22 protein-coding genes and 1 tRNA gene are annotated in these 24,219 nt (G+C 71.7%); 6 read left to right on the top strand and 17 right to left on the bottom strand.

The window, feature by feature from the left end; genetic code table 11:
* Window positions 1-182: 182 nt before the first annotated feature.
* The 5 genes from JOF36_RS12195 to JOF36_RS12175 all read right to left on the bottom strand — a co-directional run bounded on the left by JOF36_RS12195 (window position 183) and on the right by JOF36_RS12175 (window position 7,205).
* Window positions 183-1,109 carry an ABC transporter substrate-binding protein gene (locus JOF36_RS12195; RefSeq protein ID WP_307862337.1) on the bottom strand — a complete coding sequence of 309 codons (927 nt, stop codon included), beginning with the start codon at window positions 1,107-1,109 and terminating at the stop codon, window positions 183-185.
* A gap of 159 nt (window positions 1,110-1,268) precedes the next feature.
* Complete coding sequence (locus JOF36_RS12190; RefSeq protein WP_210026851.1) at window positions 1,269-2,564, bottom strand: IS256 family transposase; 1,296 nt, start codon at window positions 2,562-2,564, stop codon at window positions 1,269-1,271.
* 476 nt (window positions 2,565-3,040) lie between these two features.
* Window positions 3,041-3,280 (bottom strand): hypothetical protein, encoded by a 240-nt coding sequence (locus JOF36_RS12185; RefSeq protein WP_210026849.1) that lies wholly within the window; start codon window positions 3,278-3,280, stop codon window positions 3,041-3,043.
* 123 nt (window positions 3,281-3,403) lie between these two features.
* Window positions 3,404-3,874, bottom strand: coding sequence for a hypothetical protein (locus JOF36_RS12180; RefSeq protein ID WP_210026847.1), 471 nt, complete (start codon window positions 3,872-3,874; stop codon window positions 3,404-3,406).
* Between the two features lie 40 nt (window positions 3,875-3,914).
* Entirely contained in the window at window positions 3,915-7,205 is a 3,291-nt protein-coding gene (locus JOF36_RS12175) for an AAA family ATPase (protein WP_210026845.1), read from the bottom strand.
* A gap of 190 nt (window positions 7,206-7,395) precedes the next feature.
* Between JOF36_RS12175 and JOF36_RS12170 the strand changes: the two genes are divergently transcribed.
* A complete protein-coding gene (locus tag JOF36_RS12170; RefSeq protein WP_245350801.1) occupies window positions 7,396-9,129 on the top strand; it encodes an IS1634 family transposase in 1,734 nt (577 codons plus the stop codon).
* 253 nt (window positions 9,130-9,382) lie between these two features.
* Here JOF36_RS12170 and JOF36_RS12165 read toward each other — a convergent pair.
* A tRNA-Asn gene (locus JOF36_RS12165) sits at window positions 9,383-9,454 on the bottom strand.
* Window positions 9,455-9,626: 172 nt separating this feature from the next.
* Between JOF36_RS12165 and JOF36_RS12160 the strand changes: the two genes are divergently transcribed.
* The gene (locus JOF36_RS12160; RefSeq protein ID WP_210026844.1) at window positions 9,627-9,824 is read left to right on the top strand and encodes a hypothetical protein; all 198 of its coding nucleotides are present in this window, start codon (window positions 9,627-9,629) and stop codon (window positions 9,822-9,824) included.
* Window positions 9,825-9,886: 62 nt separating this feature from the next.
* Here the strand turns inward: JOF36_RS12160 and JOF36_RS12155 are convergent, their stop codons facing one another.
* The 6 genes from JOF36_RS12155 to JOF36_RS12130 all read right to left on the bottom strand — a co-directional run bounded on the left by JOF36_RS12155 (window position 9,887) and on the right by JOF36_RS12130 (window position 15,066).
* Window positions 9,887-10,654, bottom strand: coding sequence for a trans-aconitate 2-methyltransferase (locus tag JOF36_RS12155; protein ID WP_210035448.1), 768 nt, complete (start codon window positions 10,652-10,654; stop codon window positions 9,887-9,889).
* A 21-nt stretch (window positions 10,655-10,675) separates the two neighbouring features.
* Window positions 10,676-11,197, bottom strand: a complete 522-nt coding sequence (locus tag JOF36_RS12150; protein WP_210026843.1) for a hypothetical protein — start codon at window positions 11,195-11,197, stop codon at window positions 10,676-10,678.
* Entirely contained in the window at window positions 11,194-13,059 is a 1,866-nt protein-coding gene (gene dnaG, locus JOF36_RS12145) for a DNA primase (protein WP_210026842.1), read from the bottom strand. The genes JOF36_RS12150 and dnaG overlap by 4 nt, the downstream gene beginning before the upstream one ends.
* Window positions 13,060-13,100: 41 nt before the next feature.
* Window positions 13,101-14,039, bottom strand: coding sequence for a DMT family transporter (locus JOF36_RS12140; protein WP_210026841.1), 939 nt, complete (start codon window positions 14,037-14,039; stop codon window positions 13,101-13,103).
* Between the two features lie 64 nt (window positions 14,040-14,103).
* Window positions 14,104-14,328, bottom strand: a complete 225-nt coding sequence (locus JOF36_RS12135) for a hypothetical protein (RefSeq protein ID WP_210026840.1) — start codon at window positions 14,326-14,328, stop codon at window positions 14,104-14,106.
* Between the two features lie 150 nt (window positions 14,329-14,478).
* Window positions 14,479-15,066 (bottom strand): carboxymuconolactone decarboxylase family protein, encoded by a 588-nt coding sequence (locus JOF36_RS12130; RefSeq protein ID WP_210026839.1) that lies wholly within the window; start codon window positions 15,064-15,066, stop codon window positions 14,479-14,481.
* Between the two features lie 242 nt (window positions 15,067-15,308).
* On the opposite strand from JOF36_RS12130, the gene JOF36_RS12125 reads away from it, so the two are divergent.
* On the top strand, window positions 15,309-16,076 hold the full coding sequence (locus JOF36_RS12125; protein WP_307862336.1) for an HNH endonuclease family protein: 768 nt from the start codon (window positions 15,309-15,311) through the stop codon (window positions 16,074-16,076).
* Between the two features lie 9 nt (window positions 16,077-16,085).
* On the opposite strand, the gene JOF36_RS12120 is transcribed toward JOF36_RS12125, so the two are convergent.
* From JOF36_RS12120 to JOF36_RS12110, 3 genes are all read right to left on the bottom strand, one after another.
* Window positions 16,086-17,393 carry a deoxyguanosinetriphosphate triphosphohydrolase gene (locus JOF36_RS12120; protein ID WP_372447452.1) on the bottom strand — a complete coding sequence of 436 codons (1,308 nt, stop codon included), beginning with the start codon at window positions 17,391-17,393 and terminating at the stop codon, window positions 16,086-16,088.
* Window positions 17,390-18,007 (bottom strand): YdcF family protein, encoded by a 618-nt coding sequence (locus JOF36_RS12115; RefSeq protein WP_210035438.1) that lies wholly within the window; start codon window positions 18,005-18,007, stop codon window positions 17,390-17,392. The genes JOF36_RS12120 and JOF36_RS12115 overlap by 4 nt, the downstream gene beginning before the upstream one ends.
* 89 nt (window positions 18,008-18,096) lie before the next feature.
* Window positions 18,097-19,149: an XdhC family protein gene (locus tag JOF36_RS12110; RefSeq protein ID WP_307862335.1), complete on the bottom strand. Its 1,053-nt coding sequence runs from the start codon at window positions 19,147-19,149 to the stop codon at window positions 18,097-18,099.
* A gap of 382 nt (window positions 19,150-19,531) precedes the next feature.
* Here JOF36_RS12110 and JOF36_RS12105 point away from each other — a divergent pair, with 382 nt between their 5' ends.
* From JOF36_RS12105 to JOF36_RS12095, 3 genes are all read left to right on the top strand, one after another.
* Window positions 19,532-20,950 (top strand): hemolysin family protein, encoded by a 1,419-nt coding sequence (locus JOF36_RS12105; protein WP_210026836.1) that lies wholly within the window; start codon window positions 19,532-19,534, stop codon window positions 20,948-20,950.
* The gene (locus JOF36_RS12100; protein ID WP_210026834.1) at window positions 20,947-21,936 is read left to right on the top strand and encodes a hemolysin family protein; all 990 of its coding nucleotides are present in this window, start codon (window positions 20,947-20,949) and stop codon (window positions 21,934-21,936) included. The genes JOF36_RS12105 and JOF36_RS12100 overlap by 4 nt, the downstream gene beginning before the upstream one ends.
* Window positions 21,937-22,031: 95 nt before the next feature.
* Window positions 22,032-22,232, top strand: coding sequence for a hypothetical protein (locus tag JOF36_RS12095; protein WP_210026832.1), 201 nt, complete (start codon window positions 22,032-22,034; stop codon window positions 22,230-22,232).
* A 51-nt stretch (window positions 22,233-22,283) separates the two neighbouring features.
* Here JOF36_RS12095 and JOF36_RS12090 read toward each other — a convergent pair whose 3' ends face one another.
* Window positions 22,284-23,690 (bottom strand): glycine--tRNA ligase, encoded by a 1,407-nt coding sequence (locus JOF36_RS12090; RefSeq protein ID WP_210026830.1) that lies wholly within the window; start codon window positions 23,688-23,690, stop codon window positions 22,284-22,286.
* A 119-nt stretch (window positions 23,691-23,809) separates the two neighbouring features.
* Window positions 23,810-24,142 carry an antibiotic biosynthesis monooxygenase gene (locus JOF36_RS12085; protein ID WP_210026829.1) on the bottom strand — a complete coding sequence of 111 codons (333 nt, stop codon included), beginning with the start codon at window positions 24,140-24,142 and terminating at the stop codon, window positions 23,810-23,812.
* Window positions 24,143-24,219 lie beyond the last annotated feature (77 nt).

Genomic DNA, 24,219 nt, shown 5'->3' with positions numbered 1-24,219 from the left:
GCCTCCTCGGAGGTGGTCACCGTCGCCGGACGGCGGCAGGCAGCTCGGCCCTCGCTCGGATCGCCGGGATTAGACGGACGACCGTGGCGGTGGTGCGACAGCGTCATCTCCCCGAGGCGTTGGCCGGGCCCGGGTTCGCCGTCGTCAGTTGACGGACGCCCGGGCCCGGCGTCGACCGGGAATCAGGGCTGCGGCACGTAGCGCGGGAGCTCGTCGAGGACCTGGTTCGCTGCGATCGGCCCGATCCCGAGATACCACAGGTCATCGCTGACCGGGTGGGCGTCGCCGCGCGAGACCGCACCGAGCCGTTGCCACAACGGGCCGGCGGCCAGCTTCGCCTGCTCATCGAGGCCGTCATTGCCGTAACCGGCGTAGAACAGCAGGTCGCCGTCGGCGGACGAGACCTGCTCCGGTCCGATCTGGACGAACGTCTCGTCGGTGCGCGCGATCGGCGGTCGGGCGAAGCCGACGTCGCTCAGAATCGTCCCGATGAAGGAGCCCTCACCGTAGAGGCGGATGCCGTTCGCCATGAACCGCACCATGCTCACCTCGACCTGCGCCGGGTCGCCGAACGCCGTGCCGACCTGCTTCGCCTTGTTCTCGTAGTCGGCGAGGATGCGCTCGGCCTGGTCCGACCTCCCCAGCGCCGTGCCGGCCAGCCGGAGGTTCTCCTTCCACGACTCGCCGACCGAGCCGGCGAAGACCGTGGGGGCGATCTCGTTCAGCTGCGCGTAGATGTCCTCATGCCGCACGCTGTTGGACAGGATGACGTCGGGTTTCAGCGCGACGATCGCCTCGAGGTTCGGCGACTCGATGGTGCCCACCGGCTCGATCCCCTGAGCCTGCTGCCCGAGATAGGCCTGGGGCCCCGCCACTTCGTCCGCACGCACGGCCCCGACCGGCTTGATCCCCAGTGCGAGGACCGAGTCGAGCTCACCGGTGTCGAGGACGACAACGCGCTCCGGGTTCATCGGAACCTCGGAGACACCCATGGCGTGCTGCACGCTTCGCGTAGGGCCCTCGGCGTCGCCGCCGGCTCCCCCACAGCCCGCAACGAGCAGCCCCACGAGGGCGATGATCGCGGCCAGTTGCCGCCCGGCGTTGGACACTGCTGACTCCTTGACGAGACCCGGATAAGCGAAGGCTAACCAATACAGGACCAAAGAAGGGGCCGCCATACCCGAAAGAACCTTGACAGGACGTTGCGACCCGGAGGGCGCGCATCCATGCCTGCGGAGCAATAGTCAAGACCTGTGGATGAAGATCTTTTAGGCTGCTTCGGGTTGAGGGTGGTCGTTGGGTCGTTCGACGAGTTTGCCGGCCTCGAACGTCGCGCCGGCGCGGACGAGGGCGACCAGGTGTGGGGCGTTCACGGCGCGCCACCGGTGCTGGGCGGCCTCGATGAGCTTGAACGCCATCGCCAGCCCGGCCGCGCGTGAGCCGGGTCCGCGGGTGATCTTGGTCCGGTGTCTGACGGTGGCGAAGGTCGACTCGATCGGGTTGGTCGTGCGCAGGTGAATCCAGTGTTCGGCCGGGTAGTCGTAGAACGCGAGTAGCTCGTCGAGATCGTCGGTGAGCTTCGCGACCGCCTTACCGAACTTCGCACCGTAGGTGGCCTCGAACGCGCGAGCGGCCTCGAGAGCGTGGTGGCGGTCCTCGGCGTTCCAGATCTCGGCCAGGGCCTTCTTGGCCCCGGGATGGGCGGACTTCGGGAGCGCACCGAGGATGTTGGCGATCTTGTGAAACCAGCAGCGCTGCGCTCTGGCCTGCGGAAATACCTCGCGCAGCGCGCCCCAGAACCCGAGCGCGCCGTCGCCAACCGCGAGCACGGGGGCGCGCATGCCGCGTCGGGCGCAGTCGCGCAGCAGGTCCGCCCAAGACTCGGTCGATTCCCGGTAGCCATCGGTAAGGGCGATGAGTTCCTTGCGGCCATCAGCGCGCACGCCGATCATGACCAGCAGGCACAGCTTGTGCTCGGCGAGGCGGATGTTGACGTGGATCCCGTCGGCCCACGGGTAGACGTAGTCCACTCCGGACAGGTCCCGATCGGCGAAGGCCCGTTGCTCGGCCCGCCAGGCCTCGGTGGTCTTGGTGATCACCGACGCGGACAGCCCCGCCCCCGAGCCCAGGAACTGCTCCAGGGCAGGCCCGAAGTCCCCGCTCGAGAGGCCGTGCAGGTACAGCAGCGGCAGCACCTCGTTGATCTTCGGGGTCTTGCGGCACCAGGGCGGCAGGATCGCCGAGGAGAACCGCGCCCGCTCGCCGATGTCGGGGTCGACGCGGCGGTCGTTGACCCGCGGCGCGGTCACCTCGACCGCCCCGGCGCTGGTCAAGACCTCCCGAGGCTGGTGATGGCCGTTGCGCACCACCAGCCGGTGGCCGCGCTCGTCGCGCTCGTCGACGAACTGGGCGCAGTAGGCATCTACCTCGGCCTGCAGGGCCTCGGCCAGCATCCGGCGGGCGCCGTCGCGCACGATCTGGTCGATCACTGACGTCGGCGCCGTCGCGGCGCCGGTGGTGTGGTCATCGCCGTGGTTGGGCTCCTCGGGGACTACGCTGAGCACGGGTCGTACCTTCCCGACCGGCGTTGCCGCGCCGATCTTGCTTGAGGGCTGAGAGATCACCGGGAGGGTACGACCCCTCCACGTGATCCACAGATTTCAAGCATTGCTCTGCCTGCGCTCATCTGTTGCCAGAGCACCTCCTTCGGCCGACCGGGCGGCCGGGGCCTGGTGTTGGCGCGCGGCCGCGACGATGGCCCTCTCGGCTCGGTCGCGGGCTTCGGCACGGCCGGCGAGGGAAGACCTCGGCGCTACGCTGAGTAGCCTGTTGGCCTCGGGGAGGACTCGGCCGACCATGTGATAACCGACCGGCCGGGTGGCCGTTCCCAGCACCTGTCCCGTGGAGCACGGCGGCGGCAGCGACTGGACCTGTCGGGCCGAACAGCGCATCGTGGGTCTGTCGGCGGCAGCTGTCACTCTGTTCATGTGGTGACGGAGGAACAGATCGCCAGGATTCCGGTCGGGAACCTGCGGGTTTCTCACGCGGAGTTCGCGGCGGTCTGGGCGTCCGCCGAACGGCAGAGCAGGAAGCACGCCGAGAAGGACAGCACCGACTGGTATGCCGGTGCCGTCGCGCTGACCTCTCGGTGGCTGGCCGGTGCCGCGTACGTCTCTCCCCGGGGAGTGGCGGAGGCGGCACCCTCACCGATCACGTTGTCGGCTGCGGCGGCCAACGAGGAGCTGATCGAGCGCGAGTTCCAGGCGGCCGAGCTACTCAAGACTCGTGATCCTCGGTTGGCTGCTGATCGGCCAGGGTGGTGCGAGGGTATTCAGGCGACATTGCGATGGGCATGGCGGCGCCAGGGCCCTGCTCCCCTGCATGTCGCTGGCGCCGCTGATGGTCACAGCCGGTCGACCCGCTCGTAGTCGTCGTCCTCGTGGACGTCGCCGGTGGATTGCTCCGCGACGTCGTCGCCGTACCACCTGGCAAGCTCGGCGGCCCGCTCTTCCGCTTCGTGCTGGGCATCACCGGCCTGGCGGTAGTTGATCTCGTCGAGCACTCGGCCCGCATACCGGACGTGGTCGGCGGTGTCCTCGGCGGAGGGCACGGCGACGATGTCCTCTCGAGTCTGACGCGGTTGAGCTTCGGCCTGCTCGCGGATGTCGGCCCACGCCGCGTCCCCGGTGGGGTCGACGGTATCGGTCTCGGCGACATCGTAGTGAATGTCGTCCTCGGTGATCTCGCGGTGCTGGTCGTCGTCGGCGACCGCTTCCTCGTGGGCAGCGCGCCACTCGTCGGCGGTGACCCGGTCATCCGGGTCGTCGTCGGCGTCGCGGGCGCGTAGTTCGGCCTTGGACAGTTCGGCCTGCACGCGGGTGCCGGCCGTGTGGGCGAGCCAGCTCGCTCGGGCGTCATCGACCTCCTGGAGTTGCTCTGCCCGTGTTCGCAAAGGCGGTCGCCAGGTCGTCGAGCTGGTCGGCTTCGGTGGCGAGCTGTGCCTGCCGTCCGGGGTCGGTGGCGGCGTCGGCTTCGGCCCGTCGGAGGACGGCGTCGTGTGTTTGCGCGGCGGCTGCCTGCCGGGTGCCGGCGAGTTCGTTGGCGACGTAGCGGGGTGCTGCGGCGAGTTCGCGGTCGTAGGCACGCACGCGCATCCGGAGCTGGCCGTTAGACAGTTCCAGGTGCTCGCGATCGATGTCGGGGCGCCCCAGTTCTCGCCACGCGGCACGGTAGGCGGCGAAGGCTTCGACCTGACCCGGGCTCGGCGCGGCGCCGAGGGCGTCGTCGGAGGTTTCGTGGCCGGTCAGTTCCCGGACCGCGGCGACTCTGCCGACCTTGAGCGACCACACGGCGCGGTCGACGGCGTCGGCAGGGACGAGGCCGAACGCGTTCGTCGCCCACGTCGCCGGGTCGGCTGCGGCGGCATCGCCGAGTTCCCGGGTGCTCTGTTCGGCGGCGCGGGCGAGGCCTGCCAGGTAGTCGTTCCATTCCGGGTTGTCGGTGCGCGGTGTCCAGTCGGCCCAGGTGTCACCGCCCGGGTCGAACCGGTGCGTGTCGCGGATCCGGGAATAGACGACGTTGCTCAGGTTCCGCGACCCGGTCAGCCGTCCCCGCTCGACGGCGTCAGCGAGAACGCGGTCCGGATCTTGTCCGGCGATCTCGGCGCGGCGCAGGACGCGGGTCAGCGAGCCGGTGCCGTCTTCGGCGGCGATGCGGGCGCGCTGCTGGTCCGTGAGGGCGCCGTCGGCGACGAGGCGGTCGAGGCAGCGGGCGGTGCGTTCGGTGGCGGCGAGCTGGGCGGCGTCGGCGAACAGCTCGGCCGCGGTGCGGGCGCTGCCGGCCTGGTCAGCGGACTCGGTCGCGATCGCCAGCGCGGACTTCGGGGTGGCGTGGTCGTGGGTGTCGAGGATGCCGGCGAGCACGGCGACAGGATCGCGGTGCAGCTCGTGGCGCCGAGTGCTGCCGTCGGCCGGGTCCTCGGGCGCGCTGCGGGTAGCAACGTGGGCGGTGTTCGCGGCGCGACCACGCGACATACCGACATACAGCGCGTTCGGGTTCGTCGTCTGCGTGACCACCGAATGGGTGGTGTCCACGGTCGCGCCCTGCGCAGTGTGGACGGTCCCGGCGTAACCAAGCGCGACATGCTCGGCAACGTAGGACCCGGGCAACACGAACCGCTCCCCCACGCCGGTGTCTCCACCGAGGCCGGTGAGGTCGGTGGTCACCTCGAGCGCGCCGTCGGGGCGTAGCGCGGTGACGCGGAAGTCGTCGCGGTTGCGGACCGCGCGCCGGTTGCCCTCATAACCGTTGAGGTGCCAAGCGTTGTGCCGGGCCTGGACCAGATCCCCGACCCCGGCGTAGGTGCCCTGCAACCCGAGCAGCACGCCGCGCTCCTCGACCCGGCCGAGGCGAACGAGCTCGGTGCGGATCTGCGCGCAAACCTGGGCAGCCTGCTCGTTCGTGTCGACCAACAACAGCGAGCGACAACCGGCGAGGGTGTCGGCGACCCACGCCCGGGCGGCGGAGTCCTGCGCGGTGTCGCGGGTGCCGGCGTCGAGGATCCGGCCCTGCCGGTGGTAGTCGCGCAGCACGGACTCGTCGCCGGCGCGCAGCCGCAGGGAGGCGTCGCGTTCCCAGGGCTGGGTGAAGCGGCGGGCGTCGGTGAGCTCGTAGCTCGACCCTGCCGCGGCGAGCAGTTCCATCCCGCCGCCGGCGCCGACAGCGGCGAGCTGGCGGTGATCGCCCACCAACAGCAGCTTCGCCCCGGCCCGCTCGGCGTGCTGGTGGACCGCCGACAAGGCGGCGGTGTCGGTCATCGCGGACTCATCGACCACGACCAGGTCGCCCTCGCGCAGCCGCCAGGCCTCGTCCTCGGGTCGGCGTGGTTGTTCGGCGGCGGCGGTGTGCAGGCGTTGCTGGGTACCGAGCCAGGCGGCGACATTGCGGGCAGTCAGACCCTCGGCGCTCAGGACGTCGGTGGCGGCCTGACTGGTCGCGAGCCCGAACACCCGACCCGGCCCAGGGTTGTGGCGTAGCGCGGGATCGGTCCAGGCTTGGGCGAGGGTGCCGACGACATAGGACTTACCGGTCCCGGCCGGGCCGACGAGCGTCTCGACCCGGGCACCGGAGGCCAGGATCCCGCGCACGGCGGCGGCCTGGTCCGCCCCCAGCTCGATCCCGCCAGCACGCAGGCGGTCGAGGAACCGGTCGGCAGCTTGAGGGCTCAGCGCGGCGCCGTCGCGGGCGGTGGTGGCGGCGAGCAGGATCCGCTCGGAGCGGACCTGGTCCGGGGTGGAGTAGACCCGGCCGCCCGGGGCGATGTAGGCGGACTCGCCGTTGGCCAGCCGCAGCCCGGCCGGCAGCAGCTCGGTCGCGGGGCGCTCGGACTCGATCGCGACGGCATGCTTCAAGGCCCGGTCGGTGAGCTGATCCAGCAGCTCGGTGATCTGGTCACCGTCCGGGGCGCCGAGGTAGTCCGGCAGCGCGGCGTTGATCGCCCGGGTCAGGTCCGATCGGGTCCAGCCGGACTTGCGGGCTTTCACGTCCTCCAGCGCTATCTCGATCACGACTTGGGGGTTGAACGCCATCGGCTCCACCCCGTCACGGCGGGCGGCCAGCGCGGTGTCGGCGATCTGTCCGAGGCCGCCGGCGATGTCGGCGCGCAACCGGGAGTTGACCCGGTCGAGCATCTGCTCGCGGGTTTCCCCGTCGTGCGACTTCGCCGCCCGGGTGGCGAGGGTGGCCTGCTGGGCGAGCCGGTCGCGCTCGACCCCGTTCGGGGCGCGGCCGTAGCGGGTCTCGAACGCCTCGATCAACTCGGCCTGCTTCGCGGTCACCGCGTGGCGACGGGTGGAAATCAGCGACATCGCCTCGGCCGAGACCCCGACGACCTCGCGCGATTTGCCGTCCGGCCGCGTCGCGACCAGCGTGCCGATCGTGTGTGCGAGCCGCTCCTCGGTGGTGCGCTCGCCGACCGCGCCGGCGCCGGCGCGCCAGCGGTGGATCGCCCGCGAGTCCAGGGTGCGCCAGAGCCCGTCGGGGCCTTGGATCCGGTTGAGGATCGCGTTGTGGATGTGTAGCTGCGGGTCCCGGTCGCGGGAATCGTGCTGGAAGAACGACCCCACCGTGAACGCGTGCGCATCCGCCCACCGTCCGGCGCTACCGCCGTGGTGCCCGACGCGGACGTAGCCAGCCTTGTCCTGCAAGTACGCGAGGGCAGCATTGTTGCCGGCCCAGATCCCTGCGTTCCGCAGCTGATGGTGGATTCTGGGACACGTCTGGGCGGTGTGGGCAGGTCAGCGGTTCGCGCCTAGCGTTCGACCGCGAGAACGCCTAGTACACGAATCGCCCAGTTTAGGTTGATTGACGTGGGTGGATGTCGATAGTGTCTGGGACATGTTCTTGCGGGAGGTGAAGCGGCAGAACCGCAACGGGACCCGGGTGTCCTACCTGCAGCTGGTCCACAACGACTGGGACCCTGCTGCCCGCACCTCTCGCACCAAGATCCTCTACAGCTTCGGGCGGACCGATCAGGTCGACACCGCGGCGATCGAGCGGCTGATCGTGTCGCTGTCACGGCTGCTCGACCCGGCAGCGGCGCTCAAGGCCACCGCCGGCTCAGATCTGAGCTTGCTCGGCTCGCGCCCGCTGGGCGGCACCGATGTCCTCGACGGGCTGTGGCGCCGGCTGGGCATCGACACGGTGCTCAACAGGTTGCTGGCCAAGCGGCGGGGCAGCGCGCCGTTCGAGCGGGTGCTGTTCGGGCTGGTCGCCAATCGGGCCCTGGCGCCGTCGTCGAAGCTGGCCGCCGCGGACTGGATCTCGAACGATGTGCACATCGACGGCCTGCCCGAGACCTCCGACGATGTCTGCTACCGGGCGATGGACTGGCTCCACGACGTGCGCGAACACCTGGAGCGCGAGGTGTTTGCCCAGGTCGCGAACCTGCTCAACCTCGAGGTCGACCTGCTGTTCTTCGATACCACCTCCACCTACTTCGAGCTGGAGGATCCCGACACACCGGTGGACCGCGACGAACACGGGCAGGTCGTGGCCGGCCGGGACGGCAAGGACGGTCAGGACGGTCAGGACGGCACCGACGACGAGCAGAGCGCGGCCGGGTTCCGGACTTACGGCAAGTCGAAGGACTCCCGCGACGACCTGCCCCAGATCGTGATCGGGATGGCGGTGACCCGCGAGGGGATCCCGGTGCGGGTGTGGTGCTGGCCGGGCAACACCGCCGACTCGAAGCTGATCCGCCAGGTCCGCGACGACATGCGGGACTGGACCCTGTCCAAGATCGTGTGGGTCGCCGACCGCGGCTTCTCCTCACAAGCCAACCGCCGCTACCTACGTCGCGGCGAGCACACCTACATCATCGGCGAGAAGCTCCGCTCGGACAGCCCGGAGATCAAGACCGCCCTGTCGCGGCAGGGCCGCTACACCACCATCGGCGAGAACATGCGGGTCAAGGAGGTGAAGGTCTCCGACACCGAGCGGTTCGTGATCTGCCACAACCCCGAGGCCGCCGAGCGCGACGCCCACATCCGCGATCAGCTCGTCGCCCAACTCGACGAGCTCATCGCCGGATCCGACAAGCTCCCGACGATGAAACGCGGCGAGCTGCGCGGGAAGATCTCGACCAAGCCCGGCCTGAACCGCTACCTGCGCCTCACCCCCGGCGGGCTGCTGCGCATCGACAAGGCGAAGATCAAGACCGAGGCCAACCTGGACGGCAAGTACCTGCTGCGCTGCTCGGACCCACACCTGAGCGCCACCGATATCGCGCTGGGCTACAAGCAACTCCTCGAAGTCGAACGCGGCTGGCGTGACATGAAACAGATCCTCGACCTGCGCCCGGTCTATCACCGCCTCGAAGAACGCATCCGCGCCCACGTCATGCTCTGCTGGCTCGCGCTACTGCTCATCCGCATCGCCGAGACCACCACCGGCCAGACCTGGCACCACATCCGCCGCGACCTCGACCGACTCCACGCCGTCACCTTCACCGGCCCCACCGGGACATTCCGCCAGCGCACCGACCCCACCAAGCCCCAGACCGACCTCTACGCCCGACTCGACCTCTCCCTCCCCAAGAAGATCATCGAGATCACCCCCGCAGGTCGCTGACCAGGCACAACGCCGCCGCCTAGTAACACACGCGCTGCGCGTCCTCGCTCTCATTTCCGCAGGTCAAGACCGCAATCCGCGTACTAGACGCTCACCTCGGCTGCGGAACGCAGGGCAAGGTCGCCTCGACCGGCGCCAAAGACGTACTGGAAATCTTCGGAAACACGTCGACCTCCGGAACCCATTAGTGGGGGTTTCCTGGGGGCCGATCTTGGTCGAAGCTACGATCTGAGCCTCTGACCTGGGTGATGTGCTCCTCCGACTGGACTCGAACCAGTAACCGCCCGATTAACAGTCGGGTGCTCTGCCATTGAGCTACGGAGGACCGCTTCTCACCGCCCGAACCGCTCGTCCCGGCGACACGAGAAACTCTACAACACCTCCCACGGCGCCCTCACACCCCCCGTTCGGACGCTGTTCCTGCAGGTCGCACCGCGTGCCGGGTGCCGGAACGACGTCCGGGCCACCCGGGTACGGTCGCAGCAGGAGGTGAGGAAATGGTCAGGTTCCTCGTGGGCGTCGCCGTTGGGTACGTCCTCGGCACCCGGGCCGGGCACGAGCGGTACGAGCAGCTGGTGCGCGCCTACCACCGGACCGCGGACCATCCCGCCGTACAGGGTGCGGCGGGCGTCGCGCAGGCCGGCGTGGAGAACGTCATCGGCAAGGTGCGTGGCGAGCGCGGCAACGGCGCCTGACACCACCTCGCACACGGCTCCGGACCTCGCACACGGTTCCGGCCCGACGGGTGACGTGCGGCTCAGGGTTTCCGGGCCACCGCGAAGACCCGGCGGAACGGGAACCAGGTGCTGCCGTCGGCATTCGGCGGGTAGGCCGCGCGCAGCCGCGGGGCCAGCTCCTCGAGGAAGGCGGCGTAGGCGTCGTCGTCAAGGGCGTCGCGGACCGGGCGCAGGGCGGTACCGGAGATCCAGCGCAGCACCGGGTCGTCGCCGTCGAGCCGCTGCAGGTAGGTCGTCTCCCAGGCCTCCACCTCGGCACCGCCGGTGGCCAGCAGGTCCGCGTAGCCGAGCGGGTCCAGCACGGTCTCCGCACCGCGCAGCAGGATGCGGTCCCGCCACCGCGGCTGCGTGGCCACCTCGCGGGTCAGGACGTGCGAGGGCGCCGCGAAGTTCGCAGGCACCTGCATCGCGAGCCACGCACCGGGAGCGAGCGAGGCCATCCAGCGGCGGAGCACGTCCGGATGCTCGGGCACCCAGTGCAGCACCGCATTCGTGACGATCACGCCGGTGTCGCGCGGCGGCGTCCAGTCCCGGACGTCGATCCGGTCGGCGGGCACCCCCGCATCGCGTGCCGCTCCGACCATCTCCGGTGACGAGTCGAACGCCTCGATCGTCGCCGCCGGCCAGCGCCGCGCCAGCAGGCCGGTGAGGTGGCCCGGGCCGCACCCGGCGTCCACCACGCGTGGCAGCGCGGGATCCGGCGCGCCGATGCGCGCCACCAGGTCGAGGAACGGGCGGGAACGGTGGTCGTCGAACTCCCGGTACAGCTCCGGGTCCCAGCTGGTCACGCTCGCCACGCCCACGCTCCCTCAGTCGGTGCCGCCTCCGGGAAGCCGGTCGGCGATGCCCTCGGCCAGCCGTCGTACGGCGGCCGGGTCGGTGCCGGGATCGGGGCGGACCTGGACGACGAGCCCGTCGCGGCCCGGCACCTTGCGCTGGAGTACCCAGGCTCCTCCCCCGGGAAGCTCGCGCCGGTTCCGCGTCCTGATCGACTGGGTCACCCGGTCCTGCACGGCCTGCGGGAGCGTGCGGGGGTCGGCCGGCCGGAAGCGGTGCGGCCGGACGTCGGTGAGCAGTTCGATACCGGGTGCGATCTGCTCGGCGACCGTGGGTGTGACCGCCAGCGAGGTCCCGTCCCAGGTCGCCTTGCCGATCTCGTGCCAGCCGATCCTTGCTCCCGAGGGCGGCCACACCCCCCACGACGTGACGACCAGCGTCCCGCCGCCGGACACGGTGGCGGTCGCGACGACGGCCTCGGACGGCTCCAGGTTCTCGGCGACGTGGTCGGGCACCGGGTCACGGCCGAACAGCCGCGCCCACAGCCCGGTCACGAGGCGACCCCGGAGGCCTGCTCGCGCAGCTGGATCTTGTACTGCTCCAGCGGGACGAGGACGCCGAAGAGGTCGTTGTACTCCTCGGGGTCGGTGACCATGTTGGTGCGCTGCAGCTGCGACTTGAGATCGGCGATCTCGCGCTCGACCAGGCCGAGCCGCACCCCGGCGAGGACGCCGTTGACGTAGCGCAGCTCGTCGGTGTTCCGCTTCGGGAGCTCCAGTCCCTCCACCGCCAGCTCGCTGACCAGGCGTTTCACGTCGTCGGTCGCCACCTCGGCGACGACGGCGTCGAGCCACTCCGGGCCCTCCAGCCCGCCGCAGACCCCGCCGGCCCCCATGATCGCCCGCTGCACGGCGGCGAACTGCGGGTGTGTGAACCCGGCCTCGGGGAGCTCGTCGAACCCCGGCCCCACGACGCCCGGGATCTGCAGGGCCGCCTTCAGCGCCTCCCGCTGCAGGTGCAGCTGCGTGTCCCCGGGCTTCGGTGCAGGCAGCGCCGCGCGTCGCCGGGACTTGCCCTCGACCGGCCCGCCCGCGGTCTCCCGCACCCGCCGCACGACGACGGCGATGTCGTCCCAGCCGACCCAGCCGGCGAGCCGGCGGGCGTACTCGTCGCGCAGGTCCTCACGCTTGATCCGGGCGACCAGCGGCACCGTCCGCTGCAGCGCGGCGACCCGGCCCTCGGCGGAGGTCAGGTCGTGCTCGCGCAGCTCGGTGCGGATCGCGAACTCGAACAGCGGCTCGCGGCGGGCGACGAGATCCTTCACCGCGGTGTCGCCGTGGGTGTGGCGCAGCTCGCACGGGTCCTGGCCGTCCGGCGCGACGGCGACGAAGGTCTGCGCGGCGAAGCTCTGGTCCCCCTCGAAGGCCTTCATGGCGGCCTTCTGACCGGCCGCGTCGCCGTCGAAGGTGTAGATCACCTCGCCGCGGTCGAACGAGTCGTCACCGATCAGCCGGCGGATCACCGAGATGTGCTCGGAACCGAACGCCGTCCCACAGGACGCGACGGCGGTCGGCACCCCGGCCAGGTGCATCGCCATCACGTCGGTGTACCCCTCGACGACGACGACCTGCCGCGACTTCGCGATCTCCCGCTTGGCCTGGTCGAGGCCGAAGAGCACGTGCGTCTTGCGGTAGACCGGGGTGTCGGAGGTGTTGAGGTACTTGGCCTCGATGCCGTCGTCGTCGAACAGGCGGCGCGCACCGAACCCGACGACGTCGCCGCCCAGGTCGCGGATCGGCCACAGCAACCGGCGGTGGAACCGGTCGATCGCACCCCGCCTGCCCTCCTTCGAGATCCCGGCCTTGATCAGCTCGTCGAGCTGGAAGCCCTGCCCCAGCAGGTGCTTGGTGACGGTCTCCCAGCCGGCCGGCGCGTAGCCGCAGCCGAACTTCTCGGCGGCGGCGGTGTCGAACCCGCGCTCGGCGAGGAACTGGACCGCGGCCCGCCCGGCCGGGGTGCGCAGCTGCTCGGCGTAGAACTCCGCCGCCTTCTTGTTGATCTCCAGGAGCCGGGTGCGGGTGCCGCGGTCGCGCTGTACCGAGGAGCCGCCGCCCTCGTAGGTCAGCCGGACACCACAGCGCTCGGCGAGCCGCTCGACGGCCTCGGGGAAGCCGAGGACGTCCATCTTCATGACGAAGTCGATGACGCTGCCGTGCTCGCCGCAGCCGAAGCAGTGGAAGGTGCCGTGCGAGGGGCGGACGTTGAACGACGGCGTCTTCTCGTCGTGGAACGGGCACAGCCCCTTGAGCGAGCCGGCCCCGGCGCGGCGGAGCGCGACGTACTCCTCGACGATCTCCTCGATCCGCGTGCGGTTGCGGACCTCGGTGATGTCGGTGTCCCGGATCCGTCCTGCCACGCCGCCAGTCTAGGTGCCGGGCCCGACGGTCTGCCCGCAGGTCAGCGGGGCGTGGCCGGTACGCCCGGCGCGTCAGCGGCATCGTCGTCGGGGTCGGCGAGCGGGCGACGGCGGCCGGGCAGCCGGCCGAGCCCGACGAACATGCCGACCAGCGCGATCGCCAGGCCGAGCAGCGCCTGCGGCGTCAGCGGCTCGCCGAGAACCGGGACCGCGCACAGCGCCGTCGTCGCCGGGACCAGGTTGAGCAGCGACGACACGAACACCGTCGAGCGCCACCGCAACAGCAGGAACATCAGCACGAACGCGCCCGCCGAGTTGACGATCCCCAGCCAGCCGACGGCGAGCCAGCCGCCCGTCCCGGACGGCAGCCAGTCCGCCCCGAGGAACGGCCAGGCCACCAGGGTGGCGACCAGCGAGGTGGCCATCTGGACGACCACGCTCGTCACGACGGGCGTGCGGTCGTTGAACCGCTTCTGGTAGAGCGTGCCGGCCGTCAGCGACAACATGCCGAGCACGGGCAGGACGACGGCCCAGCCGAGCCCGCCGCCGAGGTCGCCCGCGCGCACGACGTAGACGCCACCGGCCCCGATCAGCAGGCCGGCGACGGGTGCGATGCCGAGCCGGGTCGCGAGCAGCAACGGTGTGAGCAGCCCGACCAGCAGCGGGGCCATCCCGAGGATCAGGCTCGACAACCCGGCCGGGACACCCGAGGCGAGTCCGGTGTAGACGAAGCTGAACTGCCCGATCTGCAGCAGCAGCGCGGTGACCGCGAGATGCAGCCACGCCCGGCCCTCGGGTCGCGCCGGGCGCAGCACGGCCGCGGCGACCAGCATCACGGCCAGTGCGATCGCGAACCGCCACACCAGCACCGCGGGCACGTCCAGGTAGCCGGTGGCGATCTTGCCTGCGATGAAGCCGGACGCCCACAGCGGGACGAACAGCACGGCCAGTACCGGCACCAGCCAACGCGAGAGGGGCACACCCCACTTCACCCCGCTGCCCGCGGAACCGGCAACCGGACGTGGCCCGTACCTCCTCGTCGAGTCAGCAGCTACCCGCCCGGCCCCGCCTCCCGCGGGATACCTGGTCCCGCAGCGTCATGGCCGCGCCGATCAGCGGCAGCGCGAGCAGCGCGACGACCACCCAGACGACGTCGTGGGTGCGGCCGATCCAGTCGACCAGCAGCGCCGCGCCGAGGACCACACCCAGCGCCGCGGCCCCGGCGATGGCCACGAACGCACCCCGGAACATGACACGCAGAAACTCCATCACCCGTCGGGTGCCCGGATCCCCGCGTCGGCACACCGCCCGGCACCGGGTGATCCACGCGCGGTGCCGGACGTCATGCGGTGCCGGACCACGCGGTGCCGGATCACGCGGTGCCGGACGTCATGCGGTGCCGGATCACGCGGTGCCGGATCACGCGGTGCCGGGCCGGACCGGGGCGCTCCCCTGCGGGATCGCGCAGGCCGCGTCGAACCCCTGGTCGGTGATGCCGAGCGCGTGGTTCGCGCGTGCCCGCATGTTCTCCACCGCGATCATCTGGGTGAGCTCGACCAGGCCGGCCCGGCCGAACTCGCGCTCCAGTTCCGCGACCTGGTCGTCGGTGACGGTCATCGGCTGCGCGGTCATCGCGTCGGCGTAGGCGATCGCGAGCCGCTCGGCCCGGGTGAAGTGCGGGCTGGTGGCGTGGTCGTCGATGTGCGCGAGCCGGTCGACGTCCAGACCGGAGTGCCGCGCCAGCATGGTGCCGAAGTCCACGCACCACGAGCAGCCGACGACGGTCGCGGTGCGGTAGACCGCGATCTCGCGGACGCTCGCCGGGAGCAGCGTCGCGGCGCGCTCCCAGGCCAGCTCGCTCACCGCCGCGGCCCAGAAGACCTTCCGGTGGTGACGGGCCACGGCGAAGGGGTCCGGAACCGAGCCGAACCGGCGACGGGCGATGCGGTAGGCGAGGCGGCCGAGGACGCCGGCGTCGGCGTCGGGGACGGCGGGGATGCGGGGCACGGTGTCCTCCTGATGTCGTGAACGGGTGTCACGGACAAGACAGCTCGGGCGCGCCGTCCGTGACAGCGCACGGCGTGACGTCGGTCACTCTCTCGATGTTCCCGCGCGCGGACCGGTGCGTCGAACCGGTGTGCCGCGCCACCGAGCACCCGGGACCGGGTTCGGCAAGGGCCTTCACCCTGAGTGACGAACACGCGGCGTGTCCGCCGGGGATCGGCGTCCGCGTCCAGGAACATGATCGAGTGCGAGTTCGTCGTGTGAAGGTCGCCGCGGTGCTGGCGGCGGTACTGGTGCTGGCCGGGTGCGGAACCTCGGGGTCGTTGCCGGCCCTGCTGGACTCGGCGATAGACGCCGGGGTGCTGGACGCCGGGGTGGTCGCTCCGGCGTCGACGGGTGCCGCCGGGAGCGCCTCCGCGGCGCTGGCCGGGTTGCAGGTCAAGGGCCGCGCCCCGAAGACCGGCTACGCCCGTGAGGAGTTCGGCCGCCGCTGGGCCGACATCGACCGCGACGGCTGCGACCAGCGCAACCAGGTCCTCGCCCGGGACATGGACCGCGAGACGTTCAAGGCGGGCACGCACGACTGCGTCGTGCTCACCGGGAGCCTGCGCGACACCTACACCGCGACGACGATCTCCTTCACCCGCGGCCGGGGAACCAGCGAGCGGGTGCAGATCGACCACGTCGTCGCACTGTCCGACGCCTGGCAGAAGGGTGCGCAGCAGCTCGATGAGGCGACCCGCGAGAAGATCGGCAACGACCCGCTGAACCTGATCGCCGTCGACGGCCCGACGAACAGCCGCAAGGGCGCAGGCGACGCCGCCACCTGGCTGCCGCCGGACTCCGGATACCGGTGTGCCTACGTGGCCCGCCAGGTCGCGGTGAAGGCCAAGTACCGGCTCTGGGTGACCGGCGCCGAGCGGGACGCGATCGACCGTGTGCTGCGCGGCTGCCCGGACCGGGCGGTCCCGACCGACACCGACGCCGCGAAGCCCGCCATCACCCTGCGTTGACCGGGGTGCTCAGCTCCGGCCGAGCTCCGCGTGCCAGGAGATCGCCTGCTGGTCGGTGAGCAGCGCGACCTGGTCGATCACGACCCGCAGCCGGGCCCGGTCGTCGGGGGCGGCGGTCCAGTCCTCGCCCCGGGACGGGTCGAGCGCGGCCGGACCCCTGTCTGCCAGGGCCGCGACCAGCTCGTGCAGCAGCTCACGCTGGCGGGCCTGCATCGCCAGCCGTTGCGGATCGCTCATCACGTAGCGGGTGGCGAGCGCCTTGAGCAGCACCACCTCGGCCTCAGCGGGGCGCGGCACGACGAGGCCCGCGCGGTGCCGGGCGAGCGGGGCGTCGCCGTAGGTGTCCAGGGTCGCGTCGGTGGCGGCGAGGGCGAACCGGCCGACCAGCTCGGAGGTCATCCGCTTCATCGCGACCAGGTCGTCGCCTGCGGCGGTGCGGACGTCGAACCCCCACAGCGCGCGGACCACCGGCAGCGCGCCGAGCCGGGCCGCGGCCTCGGCGCAGGCCCCGGCATCCGCGCCGAACCGCTGCGCGGCCTCCGTCGCGAGCGCCTCCCGCTCGGTCCGCGACGAGAGCACGGCGAGATCCATCCGGCCGGCCAGCACCGCGTCCTCGACGTCGTGCACCGAGTAGGCGACGTCGTCGGCCCAGTCCATGACCTGCGCCTCCATGCTGCGCAGTCCCGGCCGGGCGCCGAGACGCGCCCACTCGAGGGCGGGGGCGTCGTCGGCGTAGGCGCCGAACTTGCGCTCGGTGCCGCGGCGCTGCCACGGGTACTTGGTGGACGCGTCCAGGGTGGCCCGGGTGAGGTTGAGCCCGCCGGGGGCCCGGCCGTCACCGGAGCGGGACTTCGGTTCGAGCCGGGTCAGGATGCGCAGCGTCTGCGCGTTGCCCTCGAAGCCGCCGCACCCGGCGCCCGCCTCGTCGAGCGCGCGTTCACCGTTGTGCCCGAACGGCGGATGCCCGATGTCGTGGGCGAGCCCGGCCGCGTCGACGACGTCCGGGTCCAGGCCCAGCTCCTCGGCGATCCCACGGCCGATCTGCGCGACCTCCAGCGAGTGGGTGAGCCGGGTCCGCGGGATGCCGGTCACCTCCGCCCCCTCGCCGGGGCCCACGACCTGCGTCTTCCCGGCCAGCCGGCGCAGCGCGGCGGAGTGCAGCACCCGGGCCCGGTCCCGGGAGAACGGGCTGCGTCGCTCGACCCGGCCGCGCTCCCCCAGCCCGGATCCCTTGGGCGGTTCGGGGTACCGGCGCTCGGCGTCGGCAGGGAGGTGGTCGGCGTCGGCGGTTGCCGCGAGGGTGGACACGGTACTCAGCCCTGCCCACTGCTCGCGGTGTCGACCGAGGCGTGGGTCAGCGCGTAGAACAGCAGCGCCCCGGTCTCCCGGTAGATGTAGCGCAGCTGCGTCTCGCGGGTCTGCACGATCGGCCCGCTGCGGGTCGGTGACGTCCACGCCTCCAGTCCCGCGTCGCGCGCCATGGTGCGGGCCCGCAGGCTGTGCCAGGGGTCGGAGACGAGCAGCGCCGACTCCCAGCCCTGTTCCCGCGCGGTCCCGGCGACCGCCTCCAGGCTGCCGAGGGTGTCGACGCCCTCGGGAACCGCCTCGACCGCCGAACTCGGCACACCCTGCTCGACCAGCCAGTCCCGGCTGGCCTCGGCCTCGGTGTAGCGGTCGCCGGTCGCCCCGCCGCCGACCGTGACGATCCGTGGGGCGATGCCGTCGCGCCAGAGCTGCTCGGCGTGCTTGAGCCGGGCCGCCAGTACCGCACTCGGCTCACCGTTGTACTGCGCGGCCCCGAGCACGACGACGGCGTCCACCGGCCGCTGGTCGTCGACCCGGGCGACCTGCCACACCCGGAGCGCGGTCACCCCGACCACGGCGACCAGCATCACCAGGGCGCCGACCAGCAGCCGGGCACCCCAGGTCATGCCGCTGCGGACCGGACCGGGGCGCGATGCCCGGCGCGGCTCGACGGGCGGTCCGGGGCCCCCGAGCCCGCGGCGGGACGAGGGCGCGTTCATCCGCCGATCCGACCGGTGGACCCGGCCAGCGCGGACGCGGCGCGCCCGGCCCGCAGCGCGATCACCTGGGCGACGATCGAGACCGCGGTCTCGGCCGGGGTCCGGGCGCCCAGGTCGAGCCCGACCGGGCCGTGGATCCCGGCCAGCTGCTCCTCGGTCGTGCCGGCCCCGAGCAGCCGCTCCCGGCGCGCGGCCTGGGTACGGCGTGAGCCGAGCGCGCCGAGGAAACCGCGACCGTGCGCGATCCCGTCGAGCAGGAGCGCGTCGAACGCCGGGGCGTGGTCGAGCAGGACCAGCACGTCGGCGTCGGTGAAGTCGGCGACCGCCGCGCGGGCGTCGTCCAGTGTGGTCACGGTGCGTGCGGACCAGCCGAGCAGCCCGGCCTGGGCGTGCAGCGCCGCGCCGAGCGCGCCCTCCCCGACGACGAGCATCGACGGCACCGGCACCCAGACGTCCACCAGCAGGTCGACGCCCTCCGCGGTGACCCGCTCCGTGGTGGTCGATCCGCGGCGGAGGAGGGCCCGTGCCTCGGCGGCGCCGGCCGCGGTGACCGATCCGAGATCACCGTGTTCCTCGGACAGGTCGGGGCCGGTGAGCACCAGCACGGCACCGCCGTCCACGGTCGACAGGAGCGCGGCCGGGCGGGCCGCCTCCAGCGCTGCGCCGAGCGCTGCCGCCGGGCCGGCCGGCAGCGGATGCCCGACCAGCGTCGCCCCGCCCGCGCAGGCCAGTCCCGCCGCCAGCGCGGAGGCCTCCGCGACGTGCGCCTCCCGGACGGTCGCCGCCCCGCCTGCGGCCTCGGCCGCCAGCGGGTGCGCCGAGTCGTCGAGGGCGCCCCGGTAGAGCAGCCCGGACACCTCGCCACCGGGAGTACCGGCGATCAGCTGCCCGGATTCGACGGACCCGAATCCGTGCCGGTCGAGCACCCGGACCACGCCGATCGCCGCGGCGCTCCCGGACGCCCAGCGGCTCAGGGCCGCGCCGAGCTCCCGCCGCGGATCGCGCGGTTGCCCGCTCCGCCCGGTCACCTGCGTCGTGGGTGTGGTCACGAGCCTCAGGGTAGCGACGAGGTCTGACAGGAAACTGAGAGGAGCGTGCGGAACGAAGCTCGGCAGGGAGAGGAGCGGGCGGAACGACCCTCGGCGCGGAGAGGAGCGTGCGGAACGACCCTCGGCGCGGAGAGGAGCGTGCGTGCGGATCGCGACATCACCGTCCGGACACGAGATGGGGTGACGGACGCGACGGACCCGAGCCGGAACCGTACGATCCCGGAACGCGTTGAACGCGTCGAACGTCATCCGATCGCGAGTCAGGAGTCATGGACCCCAGCGACAGTCCCGGCGCCGTCCGGTTCCCCCACCGGCGGCGACCCCGTACCGCCCTCGTTCCAGCCCGCTGCTGCGGGCACGTCGACCGGGCGGTGACGCTCCGGTGATCGGCACGATCCTCGGCATCCTGCTCGGCATCCTGGTGGTCCTCGCGATCACCGCGCTCACCGGCTACTTCGTCGCCCAGGAATTCGGCTACATGGCCGTCGACCGCTCCCGGTTGAAGGTCCGGGCGGCCGCGGGCGACGCCGGTGCCGCCCGCGCCCTCGACATCACCCGGCGCACCTCGTTCATGCTCTCCGGCGCTCAGCTGGGCATCACCGTCACCGGGCTGCTCGTCGGTTACGTCGCCGAGCCGTTGATCGGCAACGGTGTCGGCGAGCTGCTCGGCCTGGTCAACGTGCCGACCGGCGTCGGTGTCGCGATCGGCACCGTGTTCGCGCTGCTGCTCTCCACGGTCGTCCAGATGGTGTTCGGTGAGCTGTTCCCGAAGAACCTGGCGATCGCCCGCCCGGAGCCGGTGGCGCGCTGGCTGGCGCTGTCCACCAAGACCTACCTGGCGGTCTTCGGGTGGCTCATCCGGATCTTCGACGCCGCGTCCAACCTGCTGCTGCGCGCGCTGCGGATCGAGCCGGTGCACGACGTCGAGCACTCCGCGACCCCCCGTGACCTCGAGGCGATCATCGACGACTCGAAGGACTCCGGGGATCTGAACCCCGAGCTCGCGGTGCTGCTCGACCGTGCGGTCGACTTCAGCGACCGCACGGCGCGGGCCGCGATGATCCCGCGGCCCCGGGTCTCCTGGGTCCGCGACGACTCGACGGTGGAGAGCCTGGTCGGTCAGATGGCGGTCCAGCACTCCCGCTACCCGGTGCTCGGGACGCCGCCGGATGCGTCCACTCCGGACAACGCGATGGAGCTGCTCGGTGTCGTCTGTCTCAAGGACGTGCTGGCTCTGCCCGAGCGCACCGACCTCGGCGGCCGGAGCGCGGCCGAGGTGACGGTCGCCGAGCTGATGCGGTCGCCGGTGCTGGTGCCCTCCTCGCTGCCGCTGCCCCAGGTGCTGGCCCAGCTGCGCGCCGACGGTGAGGAGCTGGCGTGCGTGCTCGACGAGTATGGCGGCCTGGCCGGGGTGATCACGGTCGAGGACGTGGCCGAGGAGCTGGTCGGCGAGATCACCGACGAGCACGACCAGGCGGGGACCGACCAGGCCCGCGAGTCCGAGGACGGCTGGGTCGTGCCGGGTGACCGGCATGTCGACGAGGTCGGCCGGTTGATCGACGCCGAGCTGCCCGAGGGTGACTACCAGACCGTCGGCGGCCTGGTGATGGCCGAGCTGCAGCGGCTGCCCGACACCGGCGACGCCGTCGTCGTGACCATCGCGGCGGAGAACCCGGACGACGAGGACCGTGCCGTGCGCCTGACCGTGCAGGAGGTGGACCGGCGGGTGCCCTCTGCGGTGCACATCGTCTGGACCGAGCCCGAACCCGCCGACGTCGAGGACCAGGAGGTGCGGGCATGAGCGCCGTCGAGATCGTCGTGTCCGTCGCGCTCATCGCGTTGAGCGCGTTCTTCGTGGCGGTCGAGTTCGCCCTCGTCGCCGCCCGCAACTACCGGCTGGAGGAGGCCGCGCAGACGTCGGCGTCGGCACGGGCCGCCCTGCGCAGCGCGAAGGACATCTCGCTGCTGTTGGCCGGATCGCAGCTCGGCATCACGCTGTGCGTGCTCGGCCTGGGCGCGGTGACCAAGCCGGCCGTCGACTACGCGTTGCGCCCGGTCCTGGAGGGCTGGGGGCTGCCCGGCGGAGTCGCGGGCGTCCTGTCGTTCGTGATCTCCCTGATCGTGGTGACGTTCCTGCACCTGGTAGTCGGCGAGATGGCCCCCAAGTCCTGGGCGATCTCGCACCCGGAGAAGTCGGCGATCATGCTGGCGATCCCCATGCGGGCGTTCATGGTCGTGGTCCGGCCGCTGCTGCTCCTGCTCAACGGTGCGGCGAACCGCTGTCTGCACGCCGTGGGCGTGGAACCGGTCGACGAGATGGGCTCCGGCCGCAACGCCGACGACCTGCGCGAGCTGGTCGACCACTCGGCGAAGACCGGGGCACTCGACCAGGAGCGGCGCGACCAGCTGGTCACCGCACTCGAGCTGGAGCGCACCTCGGTGCGCGAGCTGGCGCACGAGCCGTCCGGGGTCTCGGCCGACGACGACGTCGCGGCCGTACAGGCGACCGCGCGGCGGACCGGGCACCTGCGGCTGATCGTCCGCGACGGCGACTCGCCGATCGGTTACGTGCACGTCCGGGACACGCTGACCCGTGATCCGGGCACCCGGGCCCGCGAGCTCATGCGCCCGGTGCTCTCGCTCACCGCGGACACGCTCTACCACACCGCGGTGAACACGATGCGGGACGAGCGCGCACACCTGGCCCTGGTGAAGGACGACGGCCGCCTGATCGGCATCGTCACCCTCTCCGATCTCGTGGAGCGACTGCTCCCCGAACCGGTGTGAATTCCCCCGGACCGGGTGCCCCGAGCGGCGCCCGGCCCGGGGCGGCCCTATTCTCGGCGGCCTTCCGAGGAGTCCGCATCGTGGGAGGTCGCACCATGACCGCACCGTCGCTCCGTCCGGCCGAGCTGGACGACACCGCGCTGGCGAAGGTGAAGCAGCTGGAGGACCGGATCGGCAGGCCACTCGTGGCCTACCAGCCGGAGTCGCCGTATGCGGCGCTCACCGAGGAACAGCTCACCGAGCTGCGCCGCGCCGAGACCGATCTCGGCGTCCAGCTACTGGCCTACCGGCCGTGAACGACGACGACCCCCGCCGGCCTCCGGCGGGGGTCGTCGTGCCGATCGTTCTCAGCAGCCGAGCAGGCGGGCGGCCAGGTAGGTCTCGACCTGGTCCAGCGCGATCCGCTCCTGGGCCATGGTGTCCCGCTCGCGGATGGTGACCGCCTGGTCGGTGAGGGTGTCGAAGTCGACCGTGATGCAGAACGGGGTGCCGATCTCGTCCTGCCGCCGGTAGCGACGGCCGATGGCCCCGGCGTCGTCGAAGTCGACGTTCCAGTTCTTCCGCAGCCGGGCGGCCAGGTCCTTCGCCTTCGGTGACAGGTCGGCGTTGCGCGACAGCGGCAGCACCGCGGCCTTCACCGGGGCCAGGCGGCGGTCCAGCTTCAGCACGACGCGCTTGTCGACGCCGCCCTTCGCGTTCGGCGCCTCGTCCTCGGTGTAGGCCTCGATGAGGAAGGCCATCATCGACCGCCCGACACCGGCCGCGGGCTCGATCACGTACGGCTTGTAGCGGGTGTCGCTCGCCTGGTCGTAGAACGACAGGTCCACGCCCGAGTGGTTCGAGTGCGTGGTCAGGTCGAAGTCGGTGCGGTTCGCGATGCCCTCGAGCTCGCCCCACTCCTGCCCGGTGAAGTTGAACCGGTACTCGATGTCGACGGTGCGCTTCGAGTAGTGGGAGAGCTTCTCCTTCGCGTGCTCGTAGTGCCGCAGGTTCTCCGGGTCGATGCCCAGGTCGGTGTACCAGCGGGTGCGCTCGTCGATCCAGTACTGGTGCAGTTCCTCGTCGCTGCCCGGCTCGACGAAGTACTCCATCTCCATCTGCTCGAACTCGCGGGTCCGGAAGATGAAGTTGCCCGGGGTGATCTCGTTGCGGAAGCTCTTGCCGATCTGGCCGATGCCGAACGGCGGCTTCTTGCGCGACGTGGTCTGCACGTTCAGGAAGTTGACGAAGATGCCCTGCGCGGTCTCCGGGCGCAGGTACGCCATGCCCTCCTCGGACTCCACCGGGCCGAGGAAGGTCTTCAGCATCATGTTGAACTCGCGCGGCGCGGTGTACTGGCCGCGGGTGCCGCAGTTCGGGCAGGGCACCTCGGACAGGTCGTTCGGGTCGGCCTGCTCCGGGTCGCGGCCCTTGCGCTCGGCGAACTCCTCCGCCAGCTGGTCGGCGCGGAAGCGCTTGTGGCACGACGTGCACTCGACCAGCGGGTCGGTGAAGGCGTTGACGTGGCCGGACGCGACCCAGGTCTGGCGCGGCAGGATCACCGACGAGTCGAGGCCGACGACGTCGTCGCGGCCGGTGACCATGGTCTTCCACCACTGCCGCTTGATGTTGTCCTTCAGCTCGACGCCGAGGGGACCGTAGTCCCACGCCGACCGGGTACCGCCGTAGATCTCCCCGGAGGCGAAGACGAATCCGCGCCGCTTGGTCAGCGCGACGATGGTCTCGATCTTGGCGGAGGTGGGCTTGCTGGCCACGGCGGTACTCCAGGAACGTGATGCGGACTCTCCCACCGGCGGAGGTGCCCAGGTGGGAAACCCAGGCTACCGACCCCCCGTAACGGCACCACCCCCGCCCGGCCCGCACCCTGTGCGGCTCAGTTGGCCAGGAGGCTGGGGTGGTGTTCCGGGGTGGCGCCCGGGGTTACCGACAGGCGGGTCTCGTGGGTCTGCTCGGTCGTCGTGTCCGCCTCGGCCAGCAACGGGTGGACGTGCTCGCGGACGTCGAACGGGCTCAGGGCGCGGCGGTAGGCGTCGACCGAGTCGAAGCGGAGGACGAGCACCCACTGGTGCCGGTCCTCGATGGCGCGGCCCGCCTCACCGCCCCGGAAGCCCGGCCGGGCGGCGAGGAGCTCGAGGGCCCGGGCCGCGCGGGTGGTGAAGTCCGGCTCGCGGGCGGGCGGCACGGTGAACCGGCAGACCAACAGCACGACACGACGATAACGAACACGCCTACCATGTCGGGAGCGGCCGGCACGGCTCGACGGTGCCGGGGGCGTGGCCGCCG

The organism is Pseudonocardia parietis, assembly GCF_017876315.1.
GTDB classification, from domain to species: domain Bacteria; phylum Actinomycetota; class Actinomycetes; order Mycobacteriales; family Pseudonocardiaceae; genus Pseudonocardia; species Pseudonocardia parietis.
The sequence above is the reverse complement of the archived record's forward strand: the minus strand, read 5'-3'. Positions and strand labels throughout refer to the sequence as shown.